Raw genomic sequence first — 14,314 nt, 5'->3', positions numbered from 1 at the left:
TTGCTACTTATTTATTTTTAGATTTAGAATGTTGCGACTTTCAAAAACTGCTCTATTTTCTAGATAAAATTTCTTTGGCACCTACTGGTTTTATCGTTATTTAAATATCAAGGTATTAGCTTGACATGAAAAGTACAAAAAATGAAATTCTTTTGCTCATCAAGTAAAAAAATGTGATTTGAAAAAGATTTCAGTTAACAAATAATCCTTCCTAAGGGAGATCCATAAAAATAAATCTCCAGGTTTATTAAAACAAATAACCGACTACGCTCACAGTGAAACTACGCTCGTGTGGAGATTTATTTGACGCGCTATGTGCTTAAGAGGATGTTTAAAAAGTCTGATTTTATACTCAACTCGATGAGTGTAAGTTGCGGCTAGACAAATAAAACCTTAACCAGTAGCTTTGAAAAGCCTAGTACCGCTACCGAGTAAGTCAAAAGACTTATAACATAAGCTTTTTGGTAATTCTTAATGGTAGCTTTATTTGGGTCGCGCTGTACTAGTTTTAGGTTTAGGTCACAGAGGTGAGCTTTGTTTGTGTAGTAGCGAATTCTATTCGTCCAATAGTTTCCAAATATTCTCTAAGTATTCGAGATTAAAATACAGTGGTTTTGAGGATTATCCATAACATGAAAAAATATAACCCTATTCATAGGAATATTTCAAATGTCTAATCCAAAAATATTAGTAGTTGAGAAAGAAAACAAACTAGCATTAGATCTAAAAAAGACATTGCACAACCTAGGTTATTCTGTTCCCGAAATCACTAACTCTGGAGAGGATGCGATCAAAAGAATGGAAGAGATTAATCCAAATATAGTCTTAGTTGATATTTGTTTTTCAGAAAGAATTGATGGTGTAGAGGTTGGAGATCTTATTATGAATAATTTTCAAGTTCCAGTTTTATATTTAACAGAAAATTGCTCAGAAGTAAAAAATATAGCTCAAAATCAATTAACAGAACCTTTTAGCTACATTACTAAACCAGTCGCTGAGCAAGACTTATATATTGCTATTGAAATGACTCTTTATAAGCACCAAACAAAAAGGAAGTTACAAAGAGAAATGCAAAAGTGGATAGCAGTTCTAAAAAGTATGGGCTGTGCAGTGATGATCACAGATACCTGTGGTTGTATTTATATGATGAATCCAGTAGCAGAAGCACTCACAGCATGGAAGCAAGATGAAGCGGTTAGGAAAAGTTTAACAGAAATATTAAGATTAGTTGACAAAGATACAGGAGTAATTATCAAAGATTTGGCGCAACAAACTATAGAGACGGGTGTCGTTTTGAATTTACCAGAAACCTTAACATTAATTGCTAAAGATGGTGGAGAAATCCAAATTGGGGGAAGTATTGCACCTATCTATGATGATGAGGCTAATCTTATCGGGACAGTTTTAGTTTTTCAAGACATCACGCAACGTAAACAAACAGAAGCAAAACTTTTTCGGAATGCTTTTTACGATGCACTTACAGGACTGCCCAATAGAGTTTTATTATTTGAGAGACTAAGCCAAGTGTTTGAGCGTGGAAAAAGACGAAAAAATGACCGCTATGCTGTCTTGTTTTTGGATGTGGATGGTTTTAAAACAATTAACGATAGCTTTGGACATACTGTCGGTGATAATTTGTTGATAGAGATTGCTCGACGTTTAGAATTATGCTTACGCAGTGGCGATACAGTTGCACGATTTGGTGGTGATGAGTTTGCTATTCTCATTAAAGATATAAAAGATATTTCCGATACGACAAACGTTGCTAAACGTATTCAAGAAAGCTTGGATTTACCAATTTACGTGAATGAACATCAAATATGCATTTCAGCCAGCATTGGTATTGCTTTAAATTGTAGTAGTTATGAAAAACCAGAAAATCTGCTACGGGATGCTGATATCGCTATGTATGATGCAAAACAACAGGGGAAAGCTCGTTATGTTGTCTTTGATTCTCAAAAGTCATATGATACGACTAGACATGTTCATAAATAGCAAGTACAAGTCTGTGACCGACTCTAGGCAAGCACAGATATTGAAAACTAGTCTTTGTATAATTAAAAAGGAGAGTTTGATTTCTTTTCAGTGAAGACAAAAAGAAAAATATAGAATGAATCATATATCTTCTTTGAGTCATAGGTAAGTTCTTCTATATTAGTCAAATTAACTCGTTAATTTGTTAACCTGATTAATCATCTAATAATTATGAAACCATTTCTTCCCATTTTTGGATATTCATGAGAATCAAATCCGCTCATTATCTCAAGGAAAAATAATTGATTATGCAAGAAACAGAAAAACAAAAAATGCTGGCAGGCAAACTGTATTTTTCTACCGATATGGAATTAATTACTGAAAAACAGTTTGCACTTCATTTATTGAGAATGTATAACTCTACAACCGAAGAACAACTAGAGCAGCGAACACAAATCTTACAGAAATTATTTGGTCAAGTAGGACAAAACCCTAAGATTTTTCCACCTTTTCAGTGTGATTATGGTAAAAATATTTATGCCGGTGACGGATTGTATATGAATTTTGGCTGTGTCATTTTAGACTGCAATACAGTTCATATTGGTGACAATGTATTGTGTGGTCCTTACGTTCAAATGTACACGGCATCTCACCCAACAGATCCAGAAATTCGCCTTTCTGGTAGAGAATTTGCTGCGCCAATTAGCATTGGTAATAATGTCTGGATTGGTGGCGGTGCAATTATTTGTCCAGGTGTCACAATTGGTGAGAATACGACCATTGGTGCTGGTAGTATCGTTGTTAAAAATATACCTGCAAATGTTGTTGCTGTTGGTAATCCATGTAGAGTGATTCGGGAATTGTAATTTTTTAGCACATCGCGTGAAGGTATCACAATCGATGACGCCGTCTTCCGATTCAACTTGTGGGAGAATAAATAACAGTCGGGCGATCGCCTTTGTTGATGCACACTAGTCATTTGACTTAAGCAATTTATGACCATAATCGTCTTTGGCAGCATTAACATAGATTTAGTAGCAACAGCACCCCGCTTACCAGTTGCAGGAGAAACGCTGCTAGGACAAAGTTTTTTGCAAGCACCAGGCGGTAAAGGTGCTAATCAAGCAGTCGCATCAGCACGATTGGGAGTTTCAACGTATATTGTAGGACGCGTAGGCGCAGACAGTTTTGGTGCAGAACTTGTCAACAGTCTCCAATCTTCAGGTGTCCAAACAGATAACGTGTTTGTAGATGAAACTGTTAGTTCTGGTGTTGCCATCATTATTGTAGATGTGAAGGGTGAAAATCAAATTATTGTCGTTCCTGGTGCGAATGGACATGTCAATCAACAAGATGTGGAACGATTATCACATTTATTACCAACAGCTAAGGCGCTACTTTTACAATTTGAAATCCCTATGGCTACGGTTGTTTGGGCTGCCAAAGCTGCACAAAAAGCTGGAGTTACAGTCATTCTTGACCCAGCGCCTGCGCAGAAGGATGTGCCAGATGAACTTTACCCTTTGGTAGATATTATCACACCAAATGAGGTAGAAGCAGGACAACTGGTGGGTTTTCCTGTAGATGGAGAAGAGTCAGCAACAAAGGCAACCCAGGTGTTACGACAACGAGGTGTGAAAAATGTCATTGTGAAACTGGGAGCCAAAGGTGCTCTGTGTGCCACATCCGAAGCCAGCTTTTTTATACCAGCGTTTCCAGTTCATACGGTTGACACAACTGCTGCAGGCGATGCGTTTAATGGGGGTTTGGCTGCGGCGCTTTGTGAGGGACTTTCTTTGCGTCAAGCGGTGGTTTGGGGTGCAGCAGCAGGCGCTTTAGCTGCAACCAAATTAGGGGCGCAACCTTCACTTCCCCAGAGGATGACGTTTGATGCGTTTCTTAAGGAAAAAGTTTAGCAACTGCTTGATTATTTACCAATATCCTCGTTCCACAGTTCGGGCTTTTCTTCAATAAACTCGCTCATCATTTGTTCGCATTCATTCAGATTAAGATCAATAACTTCCACGCCGTGGGATACCATAAATTCTTTGGCACCTGGGAAAGTTCTTGATTCTCCAGCGATGACTTTTTTAATCCCAAATTGTACAACCGCCCCAGCGCATAGATAACACGGCATTAAAGTTGAATAAAGTGTTGTCCCCCTGTAGCTGCCGATTCTACCAGCATTGCGAAGGCAATCGATTTCGGCGTGGGTGACTGGATCGGAATCTTGCACGCGCTTGTTGTGTCCTTTACCGATAATCTCGCCATCTTTGACGAGAACAGAACCGATGGGAATTCCACCTTCAAGTCTACCTTTTTTTGCTTGTGCGATCGCAGCTTGCATAAACTCATCCATACTCAAAACAGTTCCTGATAGTGGTATTTATTTGGAAGATTGACATTTGTAAAGACATTGCAGTGCAACGTTTTTACGCGACTCATAAATTAGAGGAGAGTGAAAAGTAATAACGTGACACTCTTGGTGCTTCTTTGATGATTTTATTTCAAAGCTGCTACTAAAATTCGCATGACTTGCTCTAAATCTTCAGGAACTCGATAGCTATTTATCCCCTGTTCAAAATGCTTTGTGTTGCGGTCGAGCCTAGCAAATTGCCATATTGTGCCTGTAGAAATAACACCAATGAAAATTGGCTGTTGGTCAACTGTAGTGGCTCTGTCCCACTGATCGAGTGCTACCAATTCGGCGACTAACTGCGTAAAACCTCGCGTTAAATCCTCATATTTCGCCTCAATGACTAAGAGTTGATTAACAGAATTTGCTCTGAGTAAATAATCTAAATTGCCCTGAAGCCAATTAGAAACCTTCAAAGTATATTCAATTCGTAATTCCGCCTGTGTGTAATGGATTAACTCCGTCACCACCCGCGAGATGAGAATTTCTCGTCTTGCGAGTTCGTTAGTCAACGGTACAAATGGTAATACTTCCTCAAGGCGATCGCGCAATTCTCCCAAACGGTCAAGTTCATCAGAAAACTGGGGTAAATTGAGCATTTTTCGAGTTAAACTATAGCCAAATTCTTGAGCGAGTTCGCTCGCTTCAAAACCAAGCTCAAAGTATCGGCTGAAAGTATAACTTTGATTGGAGTCAAGAATTGACATACGCTAAGTTGCACATGACATTTTTCTTATATCACGGATAGATGAGCAGTGCTTTAGCGAAAGCCCGGTTTTTAAAAAACTTTGAGCAACAAATCATCATGAAAAACCCGACACAGGCGATTGAAAGCTTGACTCACTCCCAGTCTACGGCGACCTACGATCCACTTCGTTAACGCTAGCCCCGTTCGGAGGCGCTGCGCAAACGCGCTTCACTCCCTCCCGGTAGGATGTGAGCCTTCTTGTTGAAATAGGTAAAAATATCAAAGTTTTGATAACCATTTCTTGGGCTAACATTCAATAATTAAGTAAGTCGGGATAAATAAATGTCATGAGTTATGAGTCATTAGTCAACAACTCTTAGACTATAGACTCATGCCTTCAGACAGTTACCGACTGTTGTGCAAGTTTCCATAAGGATAGCTCAAGTGACTCTGACTAACTCAGATTTTCTCACCTCTAGCGACCCTGCTGTCGCGGAGTTAATCAACCAAGAACTACAGCGTCAACGTGATCACTTGGAATTGATTGCAAGTGAAAACTTCACTTCTGCTGCTGTTCTTGCGGCTCAAGGTTCCGTACTGACAAACAAATATGCAGAAGGATTACCCGGTAAACGTTACTACGGTGGCTGTGAGTTCATAGACAAAATTGAACAATTGGCAATTGACCGTGCTAAACAGTTGTTTGGTGCTGCTCATGCTAATGTACAACCTCATTCTGGCGCACAAGCAAATTTTGCAGTGTTTTTGACGTTGCTGGAACCAGGTGATAAATTCATGGGAATGGATTTGTCTCACGGGGGACACCTGACCCACGGTTCACCTGTCAATGTCTCTGGAAAGTGGTTCCAGGCTTGCCACTACGGTGTCAGCCAAGAAACAGAACAGCTAGACTACGACCAAATTCGGGAGCTGGCGCTTAGGGAGCGTCCAAAGCTCTTGATTTGCGGTTATTCTGCATATTCCCGCTTTATTGATTTTGAAAAGTTCCGCAGTATCGCTGATGAAGTCGGTGCTTACTTATTGGCAGATATTGCGCATATTGCCGGATTGGTTGCTAGCGGTCTGCATCCAGACCCTATCCCTTATTGTGATGTTGTCACCACAACCACACACAAAACTTTACGTGGTCCAAGGGCTGGCTTAATCTTAACACGTGACCCAGAACTCGGTAAAAAGCTGGATAAATCAGTTTTCCCTGGTAATCAAGGTGGACCATTAGAACACGTGATTGCTGCTAAAGCTGTTGCTTTCGCTGAAGCCCTCAAGCCAGAGTTTAAAACATACTCTGCTCAGGTGATTGACAATGCTCGCGCCTTGGCTACCCAACTTCAAAACCGAGGTTTAAAGTTAGTCTCTAATGGCACTGACAATCATCTGATGCTAGTAGACTTACGAACTATTGGTATGACAGGTAAGCAAGCAGATCAGTTGGTAAGTGGTGTAAATATTACTGCCAACAAGAATACAGTACCGTTCGATCCAGAATCACCATTTGTGACCAGTGGTTTGAGGTTGGGTTCTCCAGCAATGACAACGCGGGGCTTGGGAGTCGAAGAATTTACGGAGATTGGCAATATTATTGCAGATCGTCTGTTAAATCCAGATTCACCAGACATTGCTGAAGATTGTCGGCGACGAGTCAAAGCGTTGTGCGATCGCTTTCCTTTGTACCCTCACATCATGATTCCTGTACCAGCTTTAGCATAATATCGTAGTTCAGAGTTATGAGTTAGGAATTATTAATGAATAGTTCCTAACTCATAATTTTTTCATGTTTTCTTGAGCAGTGGTATTTTCAAATTTCCAAGCCAAACTTATGAGACAATAATAAACTGTGAAAAAGCGACAAACCTTTTCTACAAAATCAAGAAAATAACTACAGGAGTTATCAAGTGTCCATCCCTGAAATTACTCAAAAGCTTTTGGCTGCTAAAAAGGAAAAAGGACTGACCTTTGCTGATTTGGAAAAGGTTTTGGGACGTGACGAAGTGTGGATTGCATCTGTTTTCTACCGTCAAGCTAGTGCTTCTGAGGAAGAGGCGAAATTATTGGTTGAAGCATTGGGAGTTGATGCGAATTCTATTGAAGAATTAACTGATTACCCAGTAAAAGGTTTGGGTCCTGTTGTTCCTACTGACCCCTTAATTTATCGTTTCTACGAAATTATGCAGGTCTATGGAATGCCGATAAAAACGGTTATTCACGAGAAGTTTGGCGATGGAATTATGAGTGCAATAGACTTTACCTTGAATATTCAAAAAGAAGAAGATCCTAAAGGCGATCGCGTAAAAGTGATTATGTCTGGCAAATTTTTACCATACAAAAAGTGGTAATGTTTCATCAATGCCAGGACTTACGCAAAATAATGAAAAAATAAACCGCATAGACGCGCAGCGGCTTCCCGCAGGGTAGGACGCATTAGCGTAGCGTGCCCGCAGGGCATAGAGCACGAAGTTAAGAGAGTTTAAAAGAGTTTTTGCGTAAGTCCTAAATGCTAAAAGTCAAATTCTTGTTATGAGTTAATTTTCCGAAAAGTGTGATTACGTTTTAGCTCAGAAGCGATGCTTTTGGAGCGAGTCGTCTAAGGGAAATAAATGCAGAGCGCCCGCCTCAAAGGGCGATGCTCCCTCAGAAATTAAAGGGCGATAAGCCGGAGGCTTTAGCTTGTGCGTATCGCCTAAAATAAAAATAAACCTATCATCGTATTGCTAAAACGTTATAACTCTTGATACACGAACAACAAATACCACAAAAAATACTAGATTTTTCTCCTTACTATTCTCAAAAAAATGGAAAAGCATATCTAGGTGATAGCCTACAACTACTGACATTTATAGAGGATAACAGCATTAACTTAATTCTGACCTCACCTCCATTTGCGCTCACACGTAAAAAAGAATATGGCAATGAAAGTGCTGAAAAATATATAGAATGGTTTCTGCCTTTTGCTTATGAATTTAAAAGAGTTTTAACAGATAATGGCTCTTTTGTTTTAGATTTAGGTGGTGCTTATCTGCCAGGTTCTCCAGTGCGGAGTATTTATCAATACGAGCTTTTAGTGAGGTTGTGTAAAGAAGTCGGCTTCTTTCTTGCTCAAGAATTTTATCACTATAATCCAGCACGACTACCAACTCCTGCTGAATGGGTGACAATCAGGCGAATTCGTGTAAAAGATTCAGTGAATATGGTTTGGTGGTTGTCTAAAACACCTCACCCAAAAGCTGACAATAGAAAAGTTTTAAAGCCTTATAGCCAAAGTATGAAACAATTACTGAAAAATGGCTATAAAGCAAAAGTACGCCCCAGTGGTCATGATATTTCTGATAAATTTCAAAAAGATAATCAGGGTGCTATTCCACCAAATTTACTAGAAATTGCTAATACAGAATCTAATAGTGCTTATCTACGGCGTTGTAAAGCAGCAGGAATTCAACCTCATCCTGCACGTTTTCCTCAAGGTTTTGCAGAATTTTTCATCAAATTTTTGACTGATGAAGGTGATGTTGTTTTAGATTCATTCGCGGGTTCCAACACAACGGGTTTTGTGGCAGAAATTTTACAACGCCGATGGATTGCTTTTGAAATCAATGAAAATTATATTATCGGTAGTCGATATAGATTTGAAGATTTAGAAATTTAAATGAACCGTCAAAGACACAGAACAGTAAGCTGTTACGGCATTTGCCTGGAAATAAAATACCAGCCGTGTTTAACGGTAACGGGTTGGTGTCGAGGGATCTAGGTCTGACGGCTGGTATTTTATTTTTGTGGTCCCCCCTACACTTACAAGTCCACTATGGGGAGTGACAGACTGAAAGAAAGCATTTGACGGTTTTATTCAAAGTCAAAAAATGCATTTTATAAGCGCAACAGCTTAGACTGGAGTTTAGTCAGCAGCACGCTCGTTGATAAGATGCACACATCAAACTAGAAAAACCACTCATGTCAAGCTGAGGAGAACATATCCGGCGTGCGCGCTTACGCTTCACTCAGCACGATAGTCAAACTGCACATTTGGGATGCTTTCTCTAATCTTGCATTTTTATAATTGACTTGACAGGTGATCATATTTTATGATTGGAATTTCCAATTTCAAAAGGCTCTCACCTATATGATATGGCTGAACTCAAAAACGATGAACACTTCAGTATAAATTTTGAGTAAATGGATTTAACTATGGTACGAGGCGGTAAAGCTTAATTCAATTCATACTCTGGGTAGAAGCATGACATTTTAATTGCTCTTAGCGCTTCATAGAAAGCAGTCTTTTCCCCAGATAAGCAGCCTCCATTGATTTAAGCAGTTTTCATTTTTCTTGAAAACTGCCATAAGCAATAGGTCAAAAATTTAAAGAGATGATAAATACCATCTCACTAGACTTTACAAAAATGCGGGTATCGAGAACAATAATGAAACAATTCTCTAAAAACTTTCCTGAATTCAAAGAATTAATGCTGTCAATTATAAAAAGCAGTGTGCCAAGAAGAAATGTAAAGACGAAGAGCCTTTGTTTGTTGACAGCAAGTTTGTTAACAGGATTGGTAATACCAGCATTTGCTCTTGCACATCTGTCCAATGTCAACTCAGGAAATAGTAAATTCATCTCAAATTTAAAAGATGCTTTCAAGTCAAATATTAGTAGCCAAAAAATTTATAGTGCAGAAATCGTTTCACCAGAGTTGAGTCCCTCTTTGTCGTCGTCAAATTCCATTGAATCGTATCAAGATCCAAATACTCAATTCGTTTCTCATCAAATTACATCAGGAAATCAACTTTACTACGACAGGTTAGCTGCGCTGAAATCTGGTCAGATATATCCAAGTTCACCGGAAAACAGTACAAAGTCATCGTTAATTTCGACGACGAAAACTCAACTGACATATGAGGATTGGAAAAGCTTGTTAGTGATGGAAGCTGAAGCAATGGCTCAAAGTCAAGATGAGAATCGTCTCGGAATTCTATTGGGTGATTCTTTAAGTTTGTGGTTTCCTCAAGAAAATTTTTCTGTAGATAGATTGTGGCTGAATCAAGGAATATCTGGAGATACTTCCGGTGGGATTTTAAAAAGAGTATGGATTTTAAGTAAAACCAGACCGAATTTTATTTATATTATGGCTGGAATTAATGACTTGCGAAAGGGTACGGCAGATGAAATCATTCTACGCAATCACCGCCAAATTGTTCGCAAGCTGCGACAGACTCATCCAAAAACTATAATTTTTATTCAATCGATTTTACCAACTCGTTTATCTGCAATCCCTAATACTCGCATTCGTCACCTGAATCATCAACTTTCCCTTATTGCTAGACAAGAAGGAGCTTATTATTTAAATCTTTATGATAAGTTTGCAGATGTTAAAGATAACTTGCGCATAGAATTGACTACAGACGGACTACATTTGAGTCAGGCAGGTTATGACTTATGGCGATCGCTACTAGATGAATCAGAATATGACGTTCATGAGAAAGAATTAGTCAATCTTGAAAAAACTTTGGAATATTGAGTTCTGACTATTGACGATGAATTAATTCTTCTCAATTGAATTTCCCAATTCCTTCTCTAATTTCTTTTCTTCTGTGGGAACGACAAGATCAGGAGAATCAGACTGCTTTGATTCTCCAGTTGGTGGCTGTACTGGTATAATAACAGGAGCGTTATTTGATTGGTTCGCTGGTTGTGACGAGTCAGAAGCGCCAACAGAAGATGGTGAGTTATTTCTTGAAGCTGGTGAGGATGTTCTGCGAGATTCGCGGATTGCCCGGAGTCGTTCTGTGAGTGACGGCGATGAAGTTGTACGAGGCTGAGGAGTTTCCTGAGAGTCTTGTTGATAAGAGTCTTGTTGGTATCGACGATAGCGGGATCTTCTGGAGTAGGTTCGAGGCGATTCTTTTGTCACATTGCTGCTATCGGATTCTTGTGTCACATTAGTGCGATCGCGAGTTTCTTGAGTTGATACACGACGGATACGCCTACGCCGTGTTGAAGTGGAAGTCGGTGCAGATTCAACTTGTGGCGAAGTCTTGTTCTCTTTCTGTGGAGTGTTTGTTTCTTTACTTGAAGGCGATGGTGTGAGGTTTACTACAGGTTGTTCCTCGTTAGCATCAGGCTTAGCATCAGGTTTAGCATCAGGCTTTTCGACAACAGGCTGTGGTAATGAGCGTGTCTGAGTTTTAGTCAACAAACTTGTGACAGCAAAACCACCTGTTGTAGCCATCAGGGCTATACCCATAGCAATGAGTACCTTAGGTGACGAGATAATTTTGTTGAATTTGACATTCTTTGAAGGTGTTGAGGTTGGCGCGCTGACAGCCGCCACTTCTTTTGGCAAATCTGGATATGGTTGAGCAGATAAATCAATAGTTGGTACGACTTTTGTAACGACTGATTTGTGTGTACCACTTTCTTTATTTTCAGGTAACAACAGCAACCATTCTGCAACTGTTTGCGGACGAAAGCGAGCCTCTATTGCCATACCACGCATGATAGCTTGATTGATAGCAGCACTCAAATGAGGTTGTAACTCGCGCGGAGTTGGCATTTGCTCGCGATCGCGTAGCAGTGAGGGCATAGGTACTTGTGCTGTCAACAATGCATACAGTGTTGCTGATAAACCATAAATATCAGTTGCAGGGGTGCGGGTTGCTTGCGATAAATACTGTTCTATTGGGGAATACCCCTCAGAAACTATACCCGTGTGAGTTTGCTTGACTCCATTGTTAAATTCTCGCGCAATTCCAAAATCAATGAGTACCACCTCTTGAGTTCCTTGACGAAGGATGATATTCTCTGGTTTGACATCCCTGTGCAGTAACCCATTTTGATGTACGACTTGCAACGCTGCTCCGACTTGACGGATATAGTGAATTGCTGTCTCTTCTGGCAAAGGTCTTCCTGGTAAGACATATGCCTCTGCTAAAGTTTCACCCCTGATATATTCCATCACCATGTAGGGTAGTCCGTCTTCAACAAAAAAGTCGCTGACTCTAACTATATTGGGGTGGATACAAGTTGCTAATCGTCTTGCTTCATCCTGGAATTGGCGCTCAAACTTTACAAAATCAGGATGCTGTCGCAGCTTTTCATTGAGAGTTTTAATCACCACAACCTGATTGAGGAAGTGGTGAGTTGCTTTGAACGTAACGCCAAAGCCACCTCGACCGATTTCTTGATCAATGGTGTATTTACTACCCTGCAAAGTTTTACCAGCTAGCATAGACAATCCTGAGTATTGAGGTGCAAAGTCAAGTAAATATATTAGTACTGCTTTCTTCTAAACAGAAGCGGAAACTGTGAAAGCTCCCATTTTAAGTTTTGAGTCTAACCTGAATTTTGAGTAATATCAAATCAAGTCTGGTATGAAAGATTTCTCAAGGATTTCACCTCACAGATCATTCTTGTTTTTCCTCATCATATACTCATGACTGTGAACTCTGCACTTTTAAAAGCGATGACCAATACCAAAATGAAGTCGGCTTTCTCCTTGATCATTGAGCCCAAAGTCAGCCCTAATTAAGCCTAAAGGTGAATCAAAGCGCACCCCGGCACCATAACCAAAACCAGTACCAGGTTTACCACGAACTCCTCCAGGGTTGCCCAATATACTTTCACCAGAACCCAAGTCTGAGGCAAAATCAGTAAACACGACACCTCCTAATGCTTGGATAATAGGAAAGCGGTATTCTGCCGACGCTAACACATAACTACGACCACTACCGACATCACCACCATCGTAACCCCTAACTGAATTGGGACCGCCCAAGTTAAAACTTTCATAAGGTGGTAAATCACCAAGAACTGTACCAGCTTGGACGTTCAAGGCAAAGACTTGTGGTTTTTTAGACTCAAATAATTGCACTGGCATAAATTGGCTATAATTTGCCTTGATGCGGTTCATAGAAATTTGTCCTTCCCCAATAGGAATCGATTGTTCGGTACTGAGTTTGAGAATAGTACCTTGAGTTGGGTTGAAAGGATTATCCCGTTCGTCTTTGCTGGCGCTTAAGGATACAGTTGTCAGATCATCAATACCAGTTCCACTAAAAGACAGAGGATTTCCCTTTTCATCAGTTCGGACAATTGTCCCGTCGCGATCGCGAAGACTGACACGAGTATAGTTAAATCCTAATGAAGTATCCCAACCATCTATTGGGCGTTCTAAACTCACACCTCCTCCAATTCGGGCTTCACGAACGCGATCGCCATTTGCCAACTTGATGTCACCATCAAAAGTGTCAGAAAGTCCTCGCTTGCGGAATGCATTCACACTATAACCAAAGCCGCTTGGATTCGTTTCCCGGTAGGGACTCGTAAATTTACTATCAAATTGAAAGTCACGACGACCGACTTCAAGATTCAAACCTAAATTATTGTTAACGCCACCGACATTTTGATCTCGGTAAGATAAAGTAGCAACTATTCCTTGGTCGGCGTTATAATTCCCACCCAAATTGACAGAACGCGCCCCTATTTCTTTGACTTCGTAAATCACATCCAGTTTGGTTGCATCCCCTTCAAAAGCAATGTTGACGTTCTGAAATAATCCTGTTCTATACAGTTGCTGTAAGTCTTGTCTGACTAAATTTTCTTGATAGATTTGTCCTGGCTTAAGCTTGATTTGTTGCTGCAAGAAATCAGTTTTTGTACGCCCTGTTACTGGTTTACCCTTGCTATCAACTGTTTTGCCTTCGTCGTTAACAAAACGAAACTTGATATTATTGACTATACCTTCAGCAACATTCAAAGTTAGGATTCCTTCAGTGCTGGGTCTGATTGATACAACTCGTGCAACTTTATAACCTTTGTCAGTGTACCATTTATTAATTTGTTGTACTGCTTCTTTAAGAGCATTGGGACTGATAGCTTTTCCGACTTGAGGTTGAAAACGTTCCCAGGCGACTTGATAAGTTAGCGCCTTTGCTCCTAAAAGTTGTAGAGAACGCACAACGACTGGTTGTACTTGGTATTCTACACTTAAGCCAGTTGGTGTAGAGCGGCTATTGACACGAGCATTTGTAAATAAACCAGTCTCCAAAATTGCTGCGACATCTTGCTGTAACTGACTTTGACTAGTTTCTCCACCGACTTGAGTTTTGATCACACCGCGAATCACTTGCTGCAATTCTTCATTTGCTCCTACTATCTTAACTTCTGTCGCACTGACTACTAAGTTATTGTCAGTAGCAGGAGGAGATGAGGGGGTTGGGGAGGATGGGGG

The 14,314-nt window shown here is 40.1% G+C and carries 12 protein-coding genes; 8 read left to right on the top strand and 4 right to left on the bottom strand.

The window, feature by feature from the left end; genetic code table 11:
- The first annotated feature begins 669 nt into the window (after window positions 1-669).
- From DP117_RS05910 to rbsK, 3 genes are all read left to right on the top strand, one after another.
- The gene (locus DP117_RS05910; RefSeq protein WP_169217403.1) at window positions 670-1,995 is read left to right on the top strand and encodes a diguanylate cyclase; all 1,326 of its coding nucleotides are present in this window, start codon (window positions 670-672) and stop codon (window positions 1,993-1,995) included.
- Window positions 1,996-2,282: 287 nt separating this feature from the next.
- On the top strand, window positions 2,283-2,840 hold the full coding sequence (locus tag DP117_RS05905) for a sugar O-acetyltransferase (protein ID WP_169217402.1): 558 nt from the start codon (window positions 2,283-2,285) through the stop codon (window positions 2,838-2,840).
- A 129-nt stretch (window positions 2,841-2,969) separates the two neighbouring features.
- Window positions 2,970-3,890 carry a ribokinase gene (rbsK, locus tag DP117_RS05900; protein WP_169217401.1) on the top strand — a complete coding sequence of 307 codons (921 nt, stop codon included), beginning with the start codon at window positions 2,970-2,972 and terminating at the stop codon, window positions 3,888-3,890.
- Between the two features lie 11 nt (window positions 3,891-3,901).
- On the opposite strand, the gene DP117_RS05895 is transcribed toward rbsK, so the two are convergent.
- Window positions 3,902-4,333, bottom strand: a complete 432-nt coding sequence (locus DP117_RS05895; RefSeq protein ID WP_169217400.1) for a nucleoside deaminase — start codon at window positions 4,331-4,333, stop codon at window positions 3,902-3,904.
- Between the two features lie 143 nt (window positions 4,334-4,476).
- Window positions 4,477-5,097 carry a hypothetical protein gene (locus DP117_RS05890; protein WP_169217399.1) on the bottom strand — a complete coding sequence of 207 codons (621 nt, stop codon included), beginning with the start codon at window positions 5,095-5,097 and terminating at the stop codon, window positions 4,477-4,479.
- Between the two features lie 41 nt (window positions 5,098-5,138).
- Between DP117_RS05890 and DP117_RS36880 the strand changes: the two genes are divergently transcribed.
- The 5 genes from DP117_RS36880 (at window position 5,139) to DP117_RS05870 (ending at window position 10,603) form a co-directional block, all read left to right on the top strand.
- Window positions 5,139-5,270, top strand: a complete 132-nt coding sequence (locus DP117_RS36880) for a hypothetical protein (RefSeq protein ID WP_282440256.1) — start codon at window positions 5,139-5,141, stop codon at window positions 5,268-5,270.
- Window positions 5,271-5,522: 252 nt separating this feature from the next.
- Complete coding sequence (glyA, locus tag DP117_RS05885; protein ID WP_169217398.1) at window positions 5,523-6,806, top strand: serine hydroxymethyltransferase; 1,284 nt, start codon at window positions 5,523-5,525, stop codon at window positions 6,804-6,806.
- A gap of 185 nt (window positions 6,807-6,991) precedes the next feature.
- Window positions 6,992-7,432 carry a cyanase gene (gene cynS / locus DP117_RS05880; RefSeq protein ID WP_169217397.1) on the top strand — a complete coding sequence of 147 codons (441 nt, stop codon included), beginning with the start codon at window positions 6,992-6,994 and terminating at the stop codon, window positions 7,430-7,432.
- Window positions 7,433-7,827: 395 nt separating this feature from the next.
- Window positions 7,828-8,739 (top strand): site-specific DNA-methyltransferase, encoded by a 912-nt coding sequence (locus DP117_RS05875; protein ID WP_169217473.1) that lies wholly within the window; start codon window positions 7,828-7,830, stop codon window positions 8,737-8,739.
- An 871-nt stretch (window positions 8,740-9,610) separates the two neighbouring features.
- Window positions 9,611-10,603 carry a GDSL-type esterase/lipase family protein gene (locus DP117_RS05870; protein ID WP_248277541.1) on the top strand — a complete coding sequence of 331 codons (993 nt, stop codon included), beginning with the start codon at window positions 9,611-9,613 and terminating at the stop codon, window positions 10,601-10,603.
- 21 nt (window positions 10,604-10,624) lie between these two features.
- On the opposite strand, the gene DP117_RS05865 is transcribed toward DP117_RS05870, so the two are convergent.
- Both DP117_RS05865 and DP117_RS05860 read right to left on the bottom strand, forming a co-directional pair.
- Window positions 10,625-12,313: a serine/threonine-protein kinase gene (locus DP117_RS05865; protein ID WP_169217396.1), complete on the bottom strand. Its 1,689-nt coding sequence runs from the start codon at window positions 12,311-12,313 to the stop codon at window positions 10,625-10,627.
- Between the two features lie 225 nt (window positions 12,314-12,538).
- On the bottom strand, window positions 12,539-14,314 hold a 1,776-nt coding region (locus DP117_RS05860; RefSeq protein WP_169217395.1), incomplete at its 5' end, for a BamA/TamA family outer membrane protein.

Source organism: Brasilonema sp. UFV-L1, assembly GCF_012912105.1.
GTDB lineage: Bacteria > Cyanobacteriota > Cyanobacteriia > Cyanobacteriales > Nostocaceae > Brasilonema.
The sequence above is the reverse complement of the archived record's forward strand: the minus strand, read 5'-3'. Positions and strand labels throughout refer to the sequence as shown.